Raw genomic sequence first — 21,168 nt, 5'->3', positions numbered from 1 at the left:
CGAACCAAGACTGAGCGAGTCAGAGTCGCGAGTACTACCGTTATACTATCAGGCAATAGTAATTCAGGACCGCGAAATTAGAACTTTTCGCAACAAGAACAAATTTTAGAAAGCATTTTTTCAAAAAAACCTTGAATTTTAAAGGTTTAGAGCGGCGTAAGTATAATACCGGCCTACATTTCACGGCAACGCTAAAAATCGAATGTTCTCGGCTGCAAATTCACCCGAATCCCCACCGTATAATAAAAAGTGTTGTTATCAGGCTGGTACTTCACATTATAAGTCCGGTACGTAGTATTCAGATCAATAAACATATTTTCGAATATTTCCCAGGAAGCGCTGAAGGCGGCGGTGGTACTTTTCACCGGAATACCGCTGCCAATAAAGAACCCATAGTCACGCGGACGGCTGTTATAGCTGCGGAATACATTGCTGACGAAATTCAAACCTGCCGAATCCAGTMCCTGTTCATGATACATCAGCTTGCCGGTAAGGTATAGTTTGGGCAATGGCTGATAACGTACAATGCCGATAAACTCCTTTAAATTGGCGCCCAGCGGATGGGCCAGCGGTTGATTATAATGCGTCAGGTTGGTGGTGCTGTCGAAATTAGTGTAGGTAAACGGACGGATGTAATTGGCTTCCGCCTGCAGATCCAGGTTCCGGACATGAAAAGCATCTATGTATTTGGCGCCTAACTGCAAGGCCTGTTTGTTGGCGAAGTTACCGCGACTGTAATGCAATACTTCGTCTGTTACAAATTCATTGATCAGCAATTGTCCGTATAACTGTACTGATTTGGCAACATTGGCCTTGAAGTCGAAGCCAACATTGGCTTTCCCGGCAGCGCCCAGCTGCTGTTCAATAGACCGGTAAAAGATAACAGGATTGAGGTAGGCGAGTTGTAATCCATGTTTTCCATCTTCCATAATATGTTCATAAAAGCCCAGATTCAGCCACCGGGTTACCTGTAAGCTCAGGTGATGCATCATCATATAGTTTTGAGGCCGTAGATTCCGCTGTCCATCCGGTACAAACGGTGCAAGGCTTTGAGCAATGATATTTTCATAATCAAACTTCCATATCCGGGTGCTGATGCGCAGATAGAGGTAGTTGCTGCTAAAGTCGCTCAGGAACAGGCTGCGGAACCCATTGCCGATAAACAGCTTATCGTAGGCAAACTGGATGTTGAAGTATTTGGCGGCATTGAAAGAAATCCCTCCACGGGCATCGAAGTAATCGTATCCATTTTTATGATAGAACTTATAAAAGCCGGCGCCGGGTACGGCGTCGTATTTGGCAACGAAATCCCTGACAAAGGCGGGATCGCGCTCCTGGTTATCGGTTAGAATGCTATAGAAGCCAATTTTGTTGGCGATGTTTCCCCGTAAAGAAACACCGCGGGTATTCTGATAAATGCTGCCGGTGCCGTCGTTTGCATGGCCGTATTGCAGGTTTAGGAGCGGATTGATCACCAGTTTGAAATCGGTGGTATTTACGGCATAAAGGTTCGCCGGTGTGCGGTAAAAGGTGTGCCATATCGGGCGCACATGGAATGAATCGGCATATCCAGCGGCCCATTCCTGGTTGTCCATGAGCAGTCTGCGGATGTTATACCGGTCGGTATTGGACAGGTGAAAGGGGAGCTGCCCGGCCCTGTCCAAAGAATCAATATGCTGTACGCTAACCGTCATTTTGCGCCGGTCATATGGCTTCACCGTGGTAAATCCCAGCAGGGAGTCGTTCTGTGTCCGGATATCCAGCCGGTCCAATAGCTGATATTGTTTATTCCCCAGGTTGATATAATCCGATTGGGCGAAGAGGGGTTGCACTACTACAATAAAAAAAAATAACAGCAACCAGGATACCGCGTTTTTCATACAGGATATTGAGTGTGAGATAAGCGCAGCAAAGGTCGTATCTATTTTAGGATGATGAGATTATAAAACGATTAGATTATCATGAGAGTAGCCGTATCCGGGGACGGGGAGAAAGTATTAATCTGTTTCACTGAATTGCAGTTTCAGTTGTTGCCCTTATACTTGTACATACAGTCAACCCTGAATAGAAACCCTCATTACCGCATAAAACCATAGGTCCGGCCGGTAGGATCATTAAAAGTAAAGCTATGCTATTATCACCTTTGCTGCCTGTTAATACACCTGCCCGTAGCTTCGGCGCTTTCGTTTTCGTTGATCGTCAGAATCGCCTGTTGTTAGCGATAGCGTTGGCTGTAGTGATTATCAAGATGGTGGTATTCAAGCATTTTTTTCCCTATATGGATTTTACTTCCGACACTGGCGCTTACATGCAAACGGCGTTACAAAATCTTAATCATAATCTTTGGCCGCTTGGCTACTCTAAATTTCTGTGGTTGTTTCACCAGGTATCACATTCGGAAACGGCGCTGGCGGTGCTGCAATTGACTTTGCTGGAAATGAGCGCCTGGTTCTTTTACTTTAGCATCGTGTATATTTTTCGGCCGGATGGTTATTTCAGGTATGGCTTCTACGCGTTTTTGCTGATTAATCCGTTGTTTCCTTTCCTCAGTAATTATTTCATTTCAGATGCAGTGTTTTTATCACTGGGACTTACCTGGATTACGCTGCTGCTCTGGATGTTGCATAGGCCAACAAATTTCATCCTCGTACTACACGGACTGGTACTGGGTTTGGCCTTTACCATTCGTTATAACGCGATGTTTTATCCGTTAGTGGCGTTGATTCCTATATTGTTGTCGCGGTATAAAAAATGGCAGAAGGGAGTAGCGGTGTTATTGCCGGTGGTACTGATCATTTCCTTTGTGATGTTTGTCCGGCAGCGGACTTATGAGCACACCGGTGTCCGGGAGTTTTCTGTTTTCAGTGGCTGGCAGCTGATGAATAATTCTATGTACATGCTGCAGTACCGGAAGCTGGATTCTACCGGGGTGCCATCGCAATTTGAGCACCTGCACAAGCTGGTGTATAATTACAGCGAAAATTTGCGGAGAAGCCCTAAAAAGAGACATGTATGGGAAGGTGCCGTATTTATGTGGGATAATGCAGGTCCACAGAAAATGATTTTAGGAGAGTATGGCCAGGCACATAAAGGAGCGGACGTTTATACTGGCTGGGCCAATTTGGCGCCACTATTCAGGAGTTACGGAGCATACACGATTAAAAAATATCCGGTAGATTTTGCACACTACTACCTGTTGGAGAATGCAGGATTGTATTTGCTGCCGGAGCCAGAGGTGTTAGCGGCTTATAATCGTCCATTTATGCTATTTGATACCGCAAGTGTGACCAGCTTTTTTACAGACGGAAAAATACAGAAGCCAAAGAGTAAATACGATGAGCTACAAAGTACACTCATGGCCTTATTCCCTTCGCTGATCGTTATTTGCCATTTATTGTTTTTGGAAGAAACCATTCGTTATCTGATTAAGAAAGGCATCCGGAAATCCAGTCGTAAATTTAATATCGCGCTGTTATTGTGCTGGACATTTATTTTGATCAATTTTGGTTTTAGTGTGCTGGCGGCGCCTATCGTACTACGTTACCAGGTATTGCTGATTGTATTGCTGTTGGCCTATACGCTGTTGCTTACCGGAGAAATAGACCGGCCGGCTGTTTCAAAGGAAGAAGCGGAGCTGGAAGAAGAACGGATTATGCTGGGTATCTGAATGAAATGCAGCAAAAAATAATTTTCGCAGTATCTTAACCCCAGGATGCGCGAAATCAGCGGATGATTGCGGTAAACTATCCGGCATAGCAACTGGTATGTCTTATGAAGAAGACAATAATATTTTCTGGGAACGTCTGAGAAGCGGCGATAAGCAGGCGTTGTTTGCTTTGTATAACAACACTTATTCACATCTGCTGCGATTTGGGATAAAGATAAGTGGTAGCGATGAACTGGTGAAAGACTGTATCACACAGTTGTTTTTGCAGTTGTGGAGCCGCCACCAAACCCTGCGCCCGGTGACTAACGTTCCGGCCTATCTGTTTACCGCCCTTAAACGGCAACTGCTGGACCAGCTGGCCTACCGGCAGCGAATCCATACTGCCATTCACCGGATGACGGATAATGGCGCGGAGCGTGAATTGTCTTATGAAGAAATTATCATCCAGGTGCAACAGGATGAAGAACTGAAACAGCGCCTGCAGCAAGCCCTGAAAACATTAACCCCCCGACAGATTGAGCTGGTAAGATTGAAATTCTTTGAAGGCCTGTCCTATGAACAAATAGCGGCACAAACGTCGCAAACTGTGAAAACGGCCTATAATACCATCTATGATGCCATCAAAGCCCTCCGGAAGATGCTGAAATAAGCAGGTATCTATCTCCCGAAAAAAAATTTTAAAAACACTTAGGAAAAGTAATGCATTCTGCCGTCTGTATAATCAAAGGCATTACCTCCATGAATTTCCAGGAATACGAAGTCATCGATTTTGCATGTGATGAATCCTTTCAGCGCTATTGCCTGGAGGAACATGATAAGGATGTGTTGTTCTGGGAAGACTGGCAACGGCAGCATCCGGAAAAAGCAGCGATGGTAGCGGAAGCGCGTAGTATCGTAAAGCTGTTATCTGCCGGGCAGGGTAATCGCCTGGAGCAGCTGAGGCATTTGGAAGATGGGATTGCCCGGTATGATCTGCTGCAACAGGTGGTAGACGAGGACACTGGTCATTCTGGTTCCCGCTTCCGGACGTGGAAATATGCCGCCGCTATAGGAGGTATCCTGTTACTGGCAGGCAGCGGCTTCTTTTTTTACCGGCACCAGCAAACACCGGGAAAAGAGGTAGTGATCAATGCCGGTAAAGATCCCCGTAAAACCGTGGTATTGCCCGATGGCTCGTCTATGGTACTGCGGGAAAATAGTACCGTGGAGTTGGCGCCCGGATTTAACCGGCACAACAGGCAGCTCACCCTTACCGGCGAGGCCTTCTTTGATGTAACGCAAAATGYGCAGTATCCCTTTATGGTACATACGGCGGCGGTAGATATCAAAGTACTGGGAACGGTGTTTAATGTCAGCGCGTACCAGGATCGTCAAACGGAAACAGCTTTGTTTAAGGGCAAAGTAGAAGTGACGGTGGCAGGGCATCCCGAACAGAAAATTGTATTGCAACCAAATCAGAAGTTAATCACCGCATCGACCAAACCTTTTGCAGTAGCGCCACTGGATGCTGATCCGGTGAACCACAAAGCCAAAGAAATTGCCTGGGTACGTAACCGGCTCGAAATTGAAAATGAAACCCTGGAAGCCATTGCCGCCAAACTGGAGAAGTGGTATGGTATCCGGGTGGAGTTTGCAGATGATACGGTGAAAGAATACCGTTACTCCGGCACCTTCGAAAGTGAAACGATTATCAAAGCATTGGATGCTTTACAGTTATCGTATCCTTTCAATTTTAAAATGGTCGATGGCGCCATTATTATCAGCAAATAAAGTAGTGTAAGTCAACCAAAAATAAAGAAGGGGAAGTGGTGGCACACTTCCCCCGAAAAGTTCAGAAATGTCGGGATTGATCATTTACTAAACCAACATCAAAGGTATGTTAAAACTTGTATTCCTGGAATGGAAAGGGAAGCCTGTTCCCGCCGGCAAATTGCTGCTAACTATGAAATTGACAATTCTACTTTTTTTGACCTGCCTTCAGGTGCAGGCTATTTGTTTTGGGCAGGAAAGTATTACCCTGCAGGTAAAAGAAACAAGTATCCGGCAATTGCTGAAAACGTTGGAGCAGCAAACGACCTATCGCTTTGTGTTTCACGATAAAACACTTCCTGACAACAGGAAGGTGACGGTAGCTGCAACAGATGCTACCCTCGATGCTGTGTTAACACAAGCCTTTGCAGGTACCAATCTGGCTTACCGGCTGAAGGAAGACGGCCTCGTAGTGGTATATGCCCAAACCCCGGCTACCACGGTGGCTGACAATATCATCATTACCGGTACGGTGCGCGGCATGGATAACCTCCCCCTGCCCGGTGTTACGGTAAGAGCCGTAGGCGGCACCGCTGGCGCCCTCACGCAAGCCGATGGTACTTATACCTTAAACATTCCAGACCAGGTGAAAACCCTGCGCTTCTCACTGGTAGGCTATGTGCCACAGGAAGTACCAGTTAACAACCGACAGGTTATCAACATACAACTCACTGAAGATATCAAGACCCTGAACGCAGTAACGGTTACCGGTTATACGAATTATGCCCGGGATAAATCTACCGCCGCTTCCGGCATTGTGGGCGCCGATAAAATTACGCAGGTACCTATGGGTAGCTTCGACCAGATCCTGCAGGGCCGCGTACCCGGCATGGTGGTTTCGGCCGGCTCCGGACAACCCGGCGCCAGTGCTACCGTAACCGTTAGAGGGGTGGGGACGCTCAATGGTACCTCTGCACCACTATACGTGATGGATGGTATTCCCATTGAATCCGGCGCCTTTCAGGGCATCAACCCCGAAGATATTGCTTCCGTTACCGTGCTGAAAGATGCTTCTGCTAAAGCATTGTACGGCTCCCGTGGCTCCAATGGCGTGATTGTGATCACCACCAAAAAAGGACAAAGCGGGAAAGTAGCCATCAGCTATAAATCACAATACGGCTTCTCCAATATGACCACGCCGAAGTATGAGATGATGAACTCGAAAGAAGTGCTGCAATTCCAGGAAGAAGTGGGATTGGAAACCGGTGAAAGTAATGGACCCGGTTGGGATTATTCTCCCAAAAATCCAGACTACGCTACCAAAACACCAGCAGAGCAAAAAGAGGCAGATCATATCCTCGATAGCTTACGTGGCATGAATACCAACTGGAAGAAATTTTTCCTGCAAACCGGGAAATTCCAGGAACAGCAACTGAGCGCCAGTGGCGGAAATGATAATGTGAGATTTTATAGCTCAGTCAACTATTTTAATCAACAGGGTATTGCCAGACGTTCCGACTTAAAACGTTACAGCCTGAAGAACAACGTGGATTTCAACGCCGGAAGATTAACAGCAAATATTAATCTCGGTCTCGGCTATACGGAGTCGTCTTTTATCCGCAATGAAGCTTCCAGCAGTGGCGAAAATACGCTGGCAGCAGTGTACTACGCCATGCCATACGAATATCCTTACGCCGCTGATGGTACACTGATGACCCGTTATAACCGTGATCAATACCCCACCCTCGACCCCCGCGAAGGCAGCAAGGCCCTGGAAGCGATGTTGAATACTTCTGCCAAAGAAAACCAGCTGAAAAGTATCATCGGTACTTCACTGAATTATCAGCTGGCAAAAGGGTTGGTAGCTAAAACAAGACTGGGACTGGATTTCCGGGAAACTACTTCTGAACAATATATCAACCCCGATTCTTATTCCGGTTATAAAGTAGACAACGGCGCCAAAGGTAGCTTCGGTGAAGGTACTACGCGAAACTTCACACTGGTAAGTACTTCCGGTTTAACCTATGGCAAAATTGTGGATAAACATGATTTTGAAGTATCTGGCTATTATGAATATGTGAGCAACAACTATCGCTCTTTCAACTATACCGGATACGATCTGGATGGCCGTTTGCCGGCCACTCCGGCAGCTATCACACCGGGTTCGCCATTCACGCCTTTGTTAGGCGGCAGCAGAGCTAAGAGTGCATTGGCTTCTTACATTGCAGTTGGACGTTATACCTACAATGAAAAATATACGCTGAACGCCAGCTATCGCCGGGATGGCGCTTCTACTGTGCCTGTTAATAACCGCTGGCATGGATTCTATTCCCTGGGTGTTGGCTGGGAAGTGAAGCGGGAGAATTTCCTGAAAGACGTAGATTTTGTAAATAATCTCCGTTTCAGGGCCAGCTATGGTACTTCTGCTAATCCGTTTACTGGTAACGGTCCTTTCGCCTACTTCCGAACCTTTGGCACCATCCAGTATGGTGGCAATCCGGGTATTTATCCTTTGCAGCCGGGAAACCCCGCCTATAACTGGGAATATGCGAAAGAGCTGAATATTGGTTTTGACCTTGGTATATGGGATAACCGCATCCGCGTAGTGACAGATATATATAATAAAATTACCGACAACCTGTTTGTAAATCAGCCTCAGTCCATTACTTCCGGGTTTCATTATAAGTTGCTTAACTCCGGCGCTATGCGTAACAGAGGAATAGAAATGGATGTACAGGGAGATGTGATCCGCCGTAAAGATTTCACCTGGACAGTCGGCGTCAACTTCGCCTATAATAAAAACCTGATCACAGATTTGGGAGCAGCCACCGAGTTTACACAAGGCCTGTCGCAGATTGTAAGAGTAGGGCTGCCTTATGGCTCGCACTATGCACCTAAATGGGCGGGCGTAGATCCTGCCAATGGTAAACCATTGTACTATGATCGCGCCGGTAATAAAACCAGTAACTACAACGAAACCGCGTTAAGCGTCGCAGAATTTGGTACCTATATTCCGCCATTGACCGGTGGATTTAATACTTCATTGACCTGGAAAGGGTTCTACCTAAACGCCCTCTTTGCCTTTGCGGATAAGGCCATGCGTTATATGAATGAAGACTACTACAACGAAAATCCTTCTTTCGCCAGCAGTAATCAGTCGAAACGTATGTTGTACGATCGTTGGAAAAAGCCAGGTGACAACGCTATTCTGCCGGGTATCACTTCGCCCCGGAATTATTCTTCCAAAGATATCCAGGACGCCTCCTACCTGCGTTTAAGAAACCTGAGCATCGGCTATAATGTTCCGAAAGCATTTGTGGCCACGCATCTCAAATTTGTACAGGGCGTGCAGGTATTTGCACAGGCGCAAAACCTGTATACCTGGACCAAATGGAAAAGCTTTGATCCGGAAAATAATAACGGAACCGGGATGTTCGACTATCCCAGTGCGCGGACTTACACTTTTGGCCTGAATGTTAATTTCTAAAACAAGCAACTCATGACGATCCGTTATATAAAATACCTGCTATTACTGCTGCCTTTTGCTTTGTTTTCCTGTAACAAGCAACTGGACCTGGAACCGACTGATAGTATTATTGATCCGGAAAGAACTTTCCGTAATGTGGCCGACCTGAACGGCGGTCTGATAGGTGCTTACGCCGAATTAACCTACAACACCATTTACAGCGTTTCACTGCTCTCAGATGAATGTACGTTACCAAGTGAAAACAATCTCGGTAGAGGCGTGGCTTCCTATCGCTGGCAGATAGATCCGGGTAGCACTACCATTACTGGTTCTTTCGGAGAGTACTACATCACTATTGACCGCGTGAACCGCGTACTGGGCGCCATGAACCGGGTGCCTGCCAAGGGAGATGATATAGCTTTGAAAGACAGGTACCGCGGTGAAGCCCTGGCGCTTCGCGCTTATTGCCATTTCCAGCTGTTGCAGAGTTATGCGGAAGCCTACGAACCATCCGCGATGGGCGTGCCATTCATGGATACCTCCATCATGAGTTTTCCTGCCCGCAATACATTCGGGAATGTAATGACAGCTATTGAAAAAGACCTGCAACTGGCCAGCACCCTCATTCCTGCAGCTGCAGATGATAACAGTCGCATTACCCTGGCAGCAGTAGCCGCTATCCGCGCCAGAGCTGCCCTGTATGCCAAAAAATGGGACGACGCCATCACCTACGCCTCTGCTGCCATTGATGCCTCCCCATTAGCCAGTGCAGCCGATTTTCCGGGTATCTGGAAAGATACCAAACAATCAGAGGTGATCTGGAAACTGAAGCAGGTAGCCACTGTAAATGATCCTATCGGTGCTGTTTACTACGATGGAGACGTGGTATACTATGCCCCGTCTTTTGAATTAATTAACCTGTTTGATAAAGACAAAGATGTACGCTATCCCGCTTATATTCTCTATGATGACACCCGCGGCGATGGTACATCTAAATACATCGTTAACAAATACTATGGCCCTGATGGCAACATCGGCCTGACGGATATCAAGCTATTCAGAACCGGCGAAATGTACCTGATCCGTGCAGAAGCATTGGCAGAGAAGAATCGGGTAAGCGATGGCGCCGGTGACCTGAACACCTTACGTACAGCACGTATCAGTGGCTATACAGCGGAAACATTTGCCAATAAAGATGCGCTGATCACCGCTATTTACACCGAGCGGTTTAAAGAACTGGCCTTTGAAGGACAACGTTTATTTGACCTGAGAAGAAGAGGATTGAACGTTACACGCGAACCGGCAGATGCCATCAACGCGCTGGGTGCGGTACTGCTGAAGCCCGGCCAACGCGGATATGTATTCCCTATCCCGGATGAGGAAACAAAGGCAAACAAAAACATGCAACAAAACCCGGAATATAAATAGCCCGATTTGATAACCTATGCCGGCTATGGCCGGCAGCTTGTAATGATGATCAGATGAAAAAAAATATTTTCTTATTGCCGGTGATAACGGTAACGGCTATCTGTTTTACCGCCTGTTTTCAACGAGCGCCAAAGTTACCCACTATTCCCGGTCGCCCGGCGTCTATCGGCATTATCGGCGATACTGCTGATGTCACCACGCCCGTGCAGGGCGGCGTGGCATTGATTGGCGGCGGCGGCAATGTAGACGGTGCTTTCCAATGGATGATTTCCCGCAGTGGYGGCGGTGATGTAGTGGTACTCACCGCGTCCGGCAACGGCAGCTATAACCACGATATCGACTCACTTGGAAAAGTGAATTCGGTGGAAACCCTTAACATCACCAGCCGTGAACTGGCCAATAATGACACCGTAGCCAATATTATCCGTGGCGCAGAAATGCTTTTCATCGCCGGTGGAGACCAGTCGCGTTACATGAACCAGTGGAGAAATACCAAAGTAAATGCTGCTATCAACTACCTGTTAAATGAAAAGAAAGTGCCGGTAGGAGGTACCAGCGCGGGTTGTGCTATCCTGAGTGGTTTGTACTACAGCGGAGAAGGCGGCAGCGCCGTGTCAGACTCCGTGCTGGCCAATCCATATGATCCTTTAGTCACCTTGTACTACAACGATTTTCTCCATGCGCCCTACCTGCAATCCGTGATCAGCGATCAGCATTACCTGAAGCGGGGACGCGAAGGCAGGCATGTTACCTTCATGAGCCGCATCATCAAAGATCATGGTATCTTTCCAAGAGGCATTGCACCAGATGAAAAGACCGCGGTATGTATCGATGAACACGGCATGGCCAAAGTGTATGGGGTAAGCAAAGCCTGTTTTATCTTAACAGATAGTTTGAAAAAACCGGAACTTTGCGAAAAGGGCCAACCCCTGCAATGGAATGCCGGCGGCCAGGCACTGAAAGTATATGAAATAGCCGCCAGCGCTACCGGCAACGGCGCTTTTTCGGTGGCCGACTTTGACCCGGCAAAAGCCAGTGGTGGCGCCTGGTATTGGTGGTGGGTAGAAAACGGACAACTGAAGAAAAAAGCAATTTGATCACTTCTTAATAAAATGTTGACATGAAAGGTTGGTTTGGTTATTTGTTTATGGGAATGCTGAGTATTTCCGCTTTTACACCAGCGGTGGCACAGCAGAAATCTTCCTATGTATTAGTGATTCACGGCGGAGCAGGCACTATTCTGCAAAAAAATATGACACCGGAAAAGGAAGCGGCCTACAAAGCTTCTCTGAAGCATGCGCTGGAAACAGGCTATGGCGTGCTGAAAGGTGGCGGTAGCAGTTTAGATGCGGTAGAGGCTACGGTTAGAGTACTGGAAGATGATTCACTTTTTAATGCAGGCAAAGGCGCTGTTTTTACTCATGAGGGCCGTAATGAACTGGATGCTGCTATCATGAATGGGAAAACCAAAGCAGCGGGCGCAGTGGCGGGCGTTACTACGGTACGCAACCCGGTAAGCGCTGCCAGGGCGGTGATGGAGAAGTCAGAACACGTCATGATGGTAGGCCCTGGTGCAGAGAAATTTGCGAAAGAAGCCGGCCTGGAAATAGTAGACCCTTCTTATTTCAGAACGGAGTCGCGCTGGAGAGACCTCCAACGGGCATTGCACGAAGATTCTATTGCGGCGGCTAAATCAAACGCCTATACGAACCCTGAAAAGCTGGGTATCAAAAACAAGGATTATAAATTTGGTACCGTGGGTGCGGTGGCGCTGGATAAACAGGGAAACCTTGCTGCAGCTACTTCTACCGGTGGTATGACAGACAAAAAATATGGCCGCATTGGTGATTCGCCCATTATTGGCGCCGGTACTTATGCCAACAATCAAACAGCTGCTATTTCGTGTACGGGTTGGGGTGAGTATTATATTCGCAATGTGGTAGCCTATGATCTCTCTGCGCTCATGGAATATAAAGGACTCACCGTACAGCAGGCCGGCAATACCGTGATCAAAAAAGTAGGCGATATGGGCGGCGATGGTGGCCTGATTGCATTGGATAAGCAGGGCAACATGACCATGTCTTTTAATACGGAAGGCATGTACAGAGGCGCTGTTACCAAAGATGGAAAAATTGAAATTGCTATTTATAAAAAGTAAGCTGGTTTCACGCAAAGGCGCAGAGAGAATACCTGCTTTGCGTCTTTGCGTGAAATGATAATATAGAATGTCGTGAAAAATGATATTTTTGAAGGGCCTTTTTAAATATAAATACCCTACTATCCCATGACCAAATTGTTATTTGTCCTAACCCTGTTGTATTTATTGTTACCTGCCTGTACCAGCAAGCGTCAACCTCAGCCCTATGAAGGTAATTGGACCCAGGTAACCCGTGTTAACAACGCCTACGTGATATACATTCCCTGCGCATTGGACCTGCGAAAAATGAAAGTAACAGATTCAGTTATTCATGAAGTGTTGCCAATGGAGGTGAACGACAGCCATATCGTAAGCACTACCCACGTAAATGGTGGTTATCGGCTGAAAGGAAAGGAATCAGTGTATACGTTTAAGTGGCTGGACCAGCAGAAGGGCACTGCAGAATGGACCATTCAATATTCTCCTTCTTCTCCGGAAGAAACGGTGGTTTTTGTAGATGATGATCACGAGAAAGATTTCAAAAAAGTGCATCAGCCCGAAAGTGATTGTAGCAACAATGCGGATACCCGTTAACGTTATCTCATCAGTAGTTTTAGTATCTCCTCTTTCCTTTGCCGGGAAATAGGTACCTGGCTGCCATCTTCCATTGCGATGGCGCCTCCCTCTGTTTTTATCAGGGCAGTGATTTTATGGCGGTTAATCAGGTGAGACTGATGCGTACGAATAAAATGGTTGTCGGCCAGCAGGTCATGGTATTCTTTGAGCGTTTTGCAGACAATTAATTTTTTTTGTCCGGAGATGTATACATGCGTGTAATTCCCGGCGGCTTCGAGACGTATAATGTCTTCCGGCGCGGCAAAAACAATTTTATCTGCCAGCGGAAACGCAATACGGGCTTCTGCCGCGGGTTTGTTGATGTTGGCAATGAGTTCACGCAGCCGATGGTTTTCCCGTTGGGGAATAATTTGTGCCATCGCTTTCTCCACAGCGGAAGATAGTTCCAGCACGTCAATAGGTTTTAGTACATAGTCAATAGCACAGGCTTTTACGGCGGCAATGCCGTATTGATCATAGGCCGTCACAAAAATGACTTCGAAGTTCCGGTTGGCGGGCAGTGATTTTAGTAGCTGAAACCCTGATCCACCGGGCATTTCAATGTCGAGGAAAAGCAGGTCAGGTTCCAGCTGTTTGATGAGCTTAAGCGCAGTGGCGGCGGAATCGGCTTCTCCCACAATTTCTATAGCGGGGCAGTATTCTGCCAGTAGCACGCGCAGGTTATCGCGGCTTTTGTGTTCATCATCTACCAGGATACTTTTTATTTTCATACTGTTTCAATTGGAATAGTGAGTAATGCCGTAGTGCCGTGATGGTTAGTAATATCCAGTTGAGCGGGTTGTCCGGGTACTTTGAATAGTTGCAATCTTTCTCTGACGAGCTTCAATCCCACGCCGTTATGCTGGCCATTGGTAGCCGGGCTGGGATGATATCCGCTGCCATTGTCGTGTACGGAAATCAGCAGGGTGGTTTCGGTTTGCGTAGCGGTAACGTGTAGCATGCCTGCTTTGCCTTTGGCGGCCAAACCATGCAGGATGGCGTTTTCCACCAGTGGTTGTAGTATCATCCCGGGTATCTCCACGAGGGTAGGAACTATTTCTTCTGCAATATCTATTTTAAAAGTAAAATCGAAGCGCAGTTGTTCCAGTTCGCAGTACAAGCGGATGGTGTTTAATTCATCTTCCAGTGGCAGCGTATTTTTTTCTGCATGTTGCAGCACGTATCTCAATAGCATCGAAAACTTCACCAGGTAGGTGTTGGCGGCTTTGTATTGAGCGGTGTTGATGAGCGACTGGATAGAGTTGAGGGCATTAAAAATAAAATGGGGGTTCATCTGTGACCGGATGGCTTTTATTTCCAGTTCCCGGATGGTGGTTTGAATAGCTGCAGCAGCGCGGATGCGACGTATGCGTACCCGGTATATCCAGAGGCCAATTAATGCGGTAAACAGGATGGAGCCGAAGCTCCATCCTGCAATGTTCAGGATATTTGATTTTTGGAGGAAGGAAACACGGGGAGCTTTAGCTGCGGCCTCTATTGCGTCATCCACTGTACTCCAGTCATTATCTGTTGTTTGAATATGGTCTGCTACAATTTTTCCCCATTGATCGAGTACTACTATGTTTTTCTCCCCAAATCCCGACAAGCCATAGGCTGCATAGTTATCTTTGTCTTTATTTTCCAGTTCCATACCAGTAACATTGGGATATGGGCTGAGCATCGGGATTTTTGACACCGGAAAGGATTCGTTGATCGCGGCGTATATAAAAGTCACATTCGGATGACGCTTAATGGTATTCACCAGTACGCTGTCACTAATAGAACTGCCACCGCTTAATATCAGGCAGGTGGTTTTACCTGCGGTTGTTTGGAGGGGGTAGGTTTTACCCTTTGTAAGAGAGAGTTGTGTGATGGGCAGCGCGTTGCCCGGCGCCCAACGATTCATTAACTGCCAGTCGTTGATGATGGGGAGGGTCATACTACTATCTCCGCAATTGTGGACAAAGTCTTCCATATAGGGTTTCAGCCGTTGATTATCCTGCCAGCTTTTTTGTTTCAATTCCTTGCGGATGCCTTCTGACAGCATAAAATACAATGGATATCCTTTCAATGAAGAAAGCAGCGTGAAGTAGTCACGATAAAATGAAAAGCCTTCTGTACTTCCTCCTGCCGACATACTGATGCGTGACTGCTGGAAAAGGAGCGCCCAGCGCAGGTAATAGCGGTAGAAGTAGTTCTCTTTGTAAGGGTTCAGCAATACGGGCATGTAATCGATGCCGCTGGCCACCACTTCGGGCAGTCGTTGAAAGGGAGGAGCGGCGCTATCAGCCTGGTAATTATGACTGTAGAGATATAGTAGCCAGTCGCTGGCGATATGATACCGCCAGGCAGTTTTGTAATAATCCAGGGCTACCGGTGATGCTTTGCCTTCATAATTTTGTACCATCGTATTGAATTCGTTGGTGGCAGTGTTTTGCATGGCCAGAACACTGGAGATGCTTGTGGCATTGTTAATATTTACGATGTTATCGCCGTAAAGGAGGTGGCTGAGAGCAAGACACAGCTGTGTATTGGTGGCTGCATTGCCAGCATAGACAGCTGGCACGGCGGGGTTTCCGGCATTAACAATAAGGGTGTCTCCCGGCGTCATGAAAAAATCACCTCCGGTTCCGCCTCCGGAAAAGGTGCCCTGGGTAGGTCCTGAAAGCTGCAGCAGGCAGGAGAATTCTCCCTTGCTATTCACGGGTGTATAGATAGTACGATCGGGCAGGATGATCTTCATTTTTTTTTCTGACGGCGATGGTGCTATGCCTTTCAGTAAGGCATTACCTGTCAGTGGAAAGGAAGCGGCAAGGAGCAGTTGCGAATAGCCTTTTGTTTGCCCTGTAATACGAACGGGAACCGTTTTTTCAGAACGGCGATGTGCGAGTAACTGCTCCACCATGAAGCGTAATTCTGCTATCAGCATTGCAGGGTAGCTGTAGATAACGTCAGCGGCTACACTTTTTTTAGGGCTATAAGTGACAAGCGTCAGCGGAGGTGGAGGTTGATCCTTGTCTGCAGCAAGGGTCACTATTTGTCCGGTAGAAGTAATTTCCAGGTGAAAAGAACCGTGATCGGGTTTTTTATCCAGCCCTTGTTTATAAGAAGGATAATAGCTGTCGTATCCAGCCCATCCATAATCACTATCCCGTTGAGGAAGATACCGGACAATTCTTTCCAGCGTGATCAGATATTGTTGATGGCCGTTGGGCAGTAGCTTTTGCAAATGGTATCGCAATACATATCGGCTGGTAAATAGCATAGTAGGTTCCTGATCACTATAGGGGCCATTTTCCGTACCCTCGGTAGCTTGCATGTCAAACCAGTCGCCGGGCTTTAGTGCAAAGTACCCGGATTTATCCTGCGCCCGCAGCAGGAGGGGCAGGATAAGGAGTAAGCATAAATAGGCTGTTTTTTTCATGATACAATAATTTATTGTACCAAAGCTACCTGTATCAGAAGCCCGGCTTTTATCCAATGAGCAGATGGTAAGGCTGACTGAATATCTGGTGAATATATAACCGAAAAGGGTATACGCATAATTTTGCAGCGCTCTTTTTTGCGTTCGTAGCTGCCATAAAAGATTTATTTTTATGCGCTATGAGCCAGCAATTAATCCAGTCTGTTAAATACCTGATCCATTTATCGGAAGAAGAGGAAACATTCATACCCACTTTATTTAACCGGGTAGCACTGAAGAAAAATGAATATTTCCTGCAGGAAGGAAAAGTGGCCAACCAGGTGGCATTCATAGAAAAAGGGTTGATGCGATATGTCATGACCCGCGATGGAGAAGAACTGCATACTTATTTCTCCTGTGAAAATGAATGGCTGGGCAATCATGAAAGTTTCCTGTCGAGGCAGCCGGCCAACGTAAGTATTATGGCACTGGAGCCCAGCGTACTATGGGTGATATCCAGGGAAAACCTGCAGGTTATGTACGATACGCTGAAGCAGGGAGATCGCCTGGGGCGGTTAATTATAGAAAGTGTATTTGTAGAATCCCTGAAACAGGTAGCTTCTTTATACACGGCCACACCGGAAGAGCGTTACCGCGAATTTTTTGAGAAATTCAGCCGGTTACAGCATCGCATACCTCAATACATGATTGCCTCTTACATAGGTGTAAAGCCACAATCACTCAGCAGAATACGGGCACGGATGGCTAAAGGAAATTAGTTAACCCAGGTGAACGAAATTGAGTGCGCGAAGGAAGAAATTTGTGTTATAAAATCAAAACATATGACACGCTACAATTTCTTTAAGTACCTCACTATCGTATCTGGTTTAACACTTGTTTTTATTGGCTGCAGATTTCTGTTACAGCCGGAAGTAGCAGAACATGCTTTCGGCATTGATGTTAATACAGGAGGAGATTATTCCTTTCACTACATCAAAGGAATCCGCGATTTATTTTCCGGCGCAGTGATTGCCTTATTGGCAGTATTAAATATGCGGAAAGCCTTGCTGATAGTATTGCTCTCCGGTATTTTTATTCCAATAGTAGATATGACGCTGGTGTTGCAGGCTACACATGGCAATGTAATGACGGCTATGCCACATATCTCCGCTATTATACTGACCATTATTTCTGCTATTGGCATACAATGGTCTGTTCCTTCGGCTGAAAAGGCAAGCAAAGCGCTTGCCGGGGCGTAAAGGTGATTACTCGTTGATCAACCGGCTTTGGCGGAAAATGTTTCCCCAGGTTTTAATATAGTCCGGAGATAACACCGCTGCCTTTTTAGCAATAAAAACTGCGTGAAAAGAACGGGCACCTTGCAGGATGTAATAAAGTTGTGATTCAGGAGCAGGCGTTCCCGTTACCGCCGGTGGTTCTATCTTGAACAAGGCTTCGCGGCGACCCGGCAGGTTTTCCTTACGCAACACCGTCACCTTTGCCCCGGGCGATTTTCCCATCGCCGCATCGGTAAAGCTTTTAATGGCCTGGTCAATGTTAGGTACCTTTACATTTTCCATGGTCATGGCATAAATCATCTGGCTCCAGTTTTCCGGTGTTTCATTATCCGGGAGGTATTGACGGGTCACAAAATGATCTACTTCCGTATCAGCTACCATCTTCCATTTATCTGTTTCTGGAAACGCTATTTTAAGCCGTTCTTTTCGCATGGCCTTACCCGTTTGGAATGACTCCCCGATCTTGTGAAATAAGGGCGCGTAAACGCCGGAGAAGGGCAATAGCGTGGTAGCGCTTAACAGGTATACTTTATTATCTGTATAAGACAGGAAGATACTGGTAAAGAAGGTATCAGGGCGATTCGGCTCCAGGTGTATTTCATCGAGCCATATGGTGCGTTTACCATTGCTGATAATACTTCCTGAGTCAATCAGCCGGAAGAAAGGATTGTGACCCGTATAGTTCAGCAATTTTTTTACAATCTTATCCGGGCTGGAAGCGGGTTCCGATAGAACACTCACATTAAAACTCTCGGGTGCTTTTGTACTATCTGCCAGTACCCGTTGCGCAATAAACTTGATGGCAGGCGATTGGGTGCTTTTCCAGATATCCCATCCACTGGGTACTCCTACCGCAAAATTGTGCAACGTATCTCTGTAATTCACTAATTCCTGTGCGTGCGACAAAAAAGGGATTAACAGGATACAGCAACAAAATAAACGTTTCATTCATGGCTATTTACTGCAAATAAACGGCTTTTTTTACAGCTGTTGTGCCAGAAAGTAGCATCAGCTACCTGCATAAACCGACATCGCCATTAACACTACCCCCAAGTGGGTGCGCGGTTCTGAGTTCTTTGGGCAATACCTGTAATGCTTTGCTCATATGCTTTCCCACTGTTTTTACAGAGATGCCCATTTCCTGTGCAATGGCTTTATAACCCATGTTGCCATAATAACTCAGCATAAATTATCACAGGTGGCCATGGCTTTGTGGATATCAACAAAACCTTTTCTCCCAATACCTTACCCGCTAAAAATGGCGTGTTAAATAACAGCAAAAAAAAGGGGATGGTATCTGTAATAGATACCACCCCTCTTTTGTTTATAGAAGGCGGAAGTTATTCTTCGTGTTTCGTTACCGGATAGTGTAGGTTTGAATTATACTTTATGAGCATAGTGAGCATATTTTCCGGAACATCATCAGGAATATTAGGCATCTGAAAATATCCGTTACGTATCGCCATACGTCGGGTATTGCCATGTATAGCAAACAGGCGGCGGAATTCAGCCATATCTTTCTCTTTCAAATGATATTGCGGTAATGTACCAGTAGTCCGCGTGGCTGGCTGCAGATTAATGGCCATAAAGGTAAAGTTGGTATCATTGGCAAATTGCTGTGCAAGAGAGCAGAAGTTTTGGTAAGCACGCATGCTGGCGGTATCTGATGGTGTATATAGCTGGATGATCCACTCTTTTTCGCTGGAGGCGTTGGTGATGAGTTGGCCACCTTGGTCATCGTACAAAGTAAACACCGGTACCTGTTCCCCCTGGCGGACATTGCGCCAGAGCTTTAACAGGGAATCGTATTTATGTTGTTGACGGGTGGGGACTACATCTTTGAGATCTCTATGCAGCGCATTTAAGGTGCCATCCTCGTCATTCAGGCCGGTTTGTTCAGCGGCTACGCGTTTGTAAAAGGCCCATCTCACCTGGTCGTTCTGCACGTTATACAATACATATTTCAGGCGCGTCAGATTGTTTTCATCGAAGTTGTTGGCTACTCCTGCGAGGCGACGTATTTCAAAGACGCCATCGATATAGTTGTTAATCGCGTTGTCATTCGTTTTTGCAGGGAGGCTGCGTAACTGTGAAGCGCCATCGCGGGTTGGAGTTGCGTTGCCATTGCCCAATAAAGCCAGCGCCGGATTATCCAGGTCCAGTTGTGGTAACAGCTGAATCGCCGCTTTGCTGGCGGTGGCGCTGTCTTTAGCACCATCGGCCACTATTTTCTGGATCGCTTTCAGCTGATCGGGTAAGCTTTTACGTTGTTGTACCTGCTGCGCAGTGGCGGAAATACTCCAGCACCCAAACAGCCCTAACAGGAAAGTATATTTCATGAATCTCTTTTTATTTGGTTTTTGCCAATGCTTCGTCCAGCAATTCTTCCAGTGATTTTCCGGTACGATCCCATACACTGTATACAGTGCCATCGGCGTTGATGATTACACCAAAAGGAACACCGCCGAATCCAAATACTTTACGGAAACCATCTTCCTCAAATCCTTTGGGGTCGCGTGCCTGGGTCCAGGGCATCTGTTCCTGTGCCAACGCTTTTTTCCAGGCTGCATCTACCGCATCTACAGAAATGCTGAGGATTTCCACACCTTTTGCATGGTAAGCTTCGTATACTTTTTTGAGGTGAGGTATTTCCATGCGGCAGGGATGACACCAGGATGCCCAGAAGTCTAGCATGAGTACTTTACCACGGTAGCGATTGTAGTTCACGGTATCACCGGTAGTTACCGCGAGTGCTTTAAAATCCGGCACCACACGGCCCGGCTGTGATTTAGACATCACATCTTCCCGTTGTGCTACCAGTTTGCCATACCAGGAGTTCCGGGCATGGGCGCCCATCGCATCCAGCATGGATTTTACACGGGAATAGGGATATTTTCCCCAGTAATTGGCCAGGAAGGCGCTTACTTCGGAATCAGGATATTTATTCACAAATTCCAGGGTACGATCAGGATTGGAGGGGTTGGTCATATCCTGTAGATAGTACTGGTATTGATCATTCAGCTGGCTACCTTTTAAATGTTTGCCATTCAAACCAAAATAATCTGTTGCTATTTGATAGCGGGCGTTCTGAAGGAATACAAACGTAGACATTCCGTTGATAACGAGCTTCGCAGGTTGCGGATAATCCACTTTCCCTTTCATAATAAACTGGTGGCCTTTGATAACAGCTTCTCCCAACACTACTTTATCGTCTTCTAACGCTATTAGTTGTGCTTTGCCATATTTGACATCCCTGACAGCCCCTTTTATTTCGAAGCCTTGTGCAAGACCTGGCAGTCGCAGTAAAAGCAGCAGCAGTAAGCAACAGGCGCTATTCCCTATTTTGATCATATTTGTGCGCGTTTATTACTAGACAACGCACTATGCATAAAGGGTGAAGGGTGG

17 protein-coding genes are annotated in these 21,168 nt (G+C 46.7%); 10 read left to right on the top strand and 7 right to left on the bottom strand.

The genetic code is table 11. From position 1 onward, the window contains the following. Nucleotides 1–191: 191 nt before the first annotated feature. Nucleotides 192–1,880, bottom strand: a complete 1,689-nt coding sequence (locus AC1DFM_RS05015; RefSeq protein WP_477075634.1) for a hypothetical protein — start codon at nt 1,878–1,880, stop codon at nt 192–194. Between the two features lie 248 nt (nt 1,881–2,128). Here AC1DFM_RS05015 and AC1DFM_RS05010 point away from each other — a divergent pair, with 248 nt between their 5' ends. The 8 genes from AC1DFM_RS05010 to AC1DFM_RS04975 all read left to right on the top strand — a co-directional run bounded on the left by AC1DFM_RS05010 (nt 2,129) and on the right by AC1DFM_RS04975 (nt 13,041). After that, nucleotides 2,129–3,667 (top strand): hypothetical protein, encoded by a 1,539-nt coding sequence (locus AC1DFM_RS05010; protein ID WP_477075633.1) that lies wholly within the window; start codon nt 2,129–2,131, stop codon nt 3,665–3,667. A gap of 97 nt (nt 3,668–3,764) precedes the next feature. Next, a complete protein-coding gene (locus AC1DFM_RS05005; protein ID WP_477075632.1) occupies nt 3,765–4,316 on the top strand; it encodes an RNA polymerase sigma factor in 552 nt (183 codons plus the stop codon). A gap of 89 nt (nt 4,317–4,405) precedes the next feature. Then, nucleotides 4,406–5,437, top strand: coding sequence for a FecR family protein (locus AC1DFM_RS05000; RefSeq protein ID WP_477075631.1), 1,032 nt, complete (start codon nt 4,406–4,408; stop codon nt 5,435–5,437). Nucleotides 5,438–5,543: 106 nt separating this feature from the next. Further along, the gene (locus AC1DFM_RS04995) at nt 5,544–8,903 is read left to right on the top strand and encodes a TonB-dependent receptor (RefSeq protein WP_477075630.1); all 3,360 of its coding nucleotides are present in this window, start codon (nt 5,544–5,546) and stop codon (nt 8,901–8,903) included. A 12-nt stretch (nt 8,904–8,915) separates the two neighbouring features. Continuing rightward, nucleotides 8,916–10,310 (top strand): RagB/SusD family nutrient uptake outer membrane protein, encoded by a 1,395-nt coding sequence (locus AC1DFM_RS04990; RefSeq protein ID WP_477075629.1) that lies wholly within the window; start codon nt 8,916–8,918, stop codon nt 10,308–10,310. Nucleotides 10,311–10,363: 53 nt separating this feature from the next. Beyond that, nucleotides 10,364–11,407 (top strand): cyanophycinase, encoded by a 1,044-nt coding sequence (locus AC1DFM_RS04985; RefSeq protein WP_477075628.1) that lies wholly within the window; start codon nt 10,364–10,366, stop codon nt 11,405–11,407. A 23-nt stretch (nt 11,408–11,430) separates the two neighbouring features. Beyond that, nucleotides 11,431–12,468, top strand: a complete 1,038-nt coding sequence (locus tag AC1DFM_RS04980; protein ID WP_477075627.1) for an isoaspartyl peptidase/L-asparaginase family protein — start codon at nt 11,431–11,433, stop codon at nt 12,466–12,468. Nucleotides 12,469–12,594: 126 nt separating this feature from the next. Next, the gene (locus AC1DFM_RS04975) at nt 12,595–13,041 is read left to right on the top strand and encodes a hypothetical protein (protein WP_477075626.1); all 447 of its coding nucleotides are present in this window, start codon (nt 12,595–12,597) and stop codon (nt 13,039–13,041) included. Between the two features lie 2 nt (nt 13,042–13,043). Here the strand turns inward: AC1DFM_RS04975 and AC1DFM_RS04970 are convergent, their stop codons facing one another. Both AC1DFM_RS04970 and AC1DFM_RS04965 read right to left on the bottom strand, forming a co-directional pair. Continuing rightward, nucleotides 13,044–13,793 (bottom strand): LytR/AlgR family response regulator transcription factor, encoded by a 750-nt coding sequence (locus AC1DFM_RS04970; RefSeq protein ID WP_477075625.1) that lies wholly within the window; start codon nt 13,791–13,793, stop codon nt 13,044–13,046. Further along, nucleotides 13,790–16,486 carry a sensor histidine kinase gene (locus AC1DFM_RS04965; RefSeq protein WP_477075624.1) on the bottom strand — a complete coding sequence of 899 codons (2,697 nt, stop codon included), beginning with the start codon at nt 16,484–16,486 and terminating at the stop codon, nt 13,790–13,792. The genes AC1DFM_RS04970 and AC1DFM_RS04965 overlap by 4 nt, the downstream gene beginning before the upstream one ends. 179 nt (nt 16,487–16,665) lie before the next feature. Between AC1DFM_RS04965 and AC1DFM_RS04960 the strand changes: the two genes are divergently transcribed. Next, entirely contained in the window at nt 16,666–17,244 is a 579-nt protein-coding gene (locus AC1DFM_RS04960; RefSeq protein WP_477075623.1) for a Crp/Fnr family transcriptional regulator, read from the top strand. A gap of 63 nt (nt 17,245–17,307) precedes the next feature. Then, nucleotides 17,308–17,724: a DUF4267 domain-containing protein gene (locus AC1DFM_RS04955; protein ID WP_477075622.1), complete on the top strand. Its 417-nt coding sequence runs from the start codon at nt 17,308–17,310 to the stop codon at nt 17,722–17,724. Nucleotides 17,725–17,730: 6 nt separating this feature from the next. Here the strand turns inward: AC1DFM_RS04955 and AC1DFM_RS04950 are convergent, their stop codons facing one another. From AC1DFM_RS04950 to AC1DFM_RS04935, 4 genes are all read right to left on the bottom strand, one after another. Beyond that, nucleotides 17,731–18,711, bottom strand: a complete 981-nt coding sequence (locus AC1DFM_RS04950) for a hypothetical protein (protein WP_477075621.1) — start codon at nt 18,709–18,711, stop codon at nt 17,731–17,733. 64 nt (nt 18,712–18,775) lie between these two features. Further along, the gene (locus tag AC1DFM_RS04945) at nt 18,776–18,949 is read right to left on the bottom strand and encodes a sigma factor-like helix-turn-helix DNA-binding protein (protein ID WP_477075620.1); all 174 of its coding nucleotides are present in this window, start codon (nt 18,947–18,949) and stop codon (nt 18,776–18,778) included. A gap of 154 nt (nt 18,950–19,103) precedes the next feature. After that, nucleotides 19,104–20,102 (bottom strand): hypothetical protein, encoded by a 999-nt coding sequence (locus AC1DFM_RS04940; RefSeq protein WP_477075619.1) that lies wholly within the window; start codon nt 20,100–20,102, stop codon nt 19,104–19,106. A gap of 10 nt (nt 20,103–20,112) precedes the next feature. Continuing rightward, nucleotides 20,113–21,114 carry a redoxin domain-containing protein gene (locus tag AC1DFM_RS04935; protein WP_477075618.1) on the bottom strand — a complete coding sequence of 334 codons (1,002 nt, stop codon included), beginning with the start codon at nt 21,112–21,114 and terminating at the stop codon, nt 20,113–20,115. Nucleotides 21,115–21,168: the final 54 nt, after the last annotated feature.

This window comes from Chitinophaga sp. 05T412 (assembly GCF_056396465.1).
The sequence above is the reverse complement of the archived record's forward strand: the minus strand, read 5'-3'. Positions and strand labels throughout refer to the sequence as shown.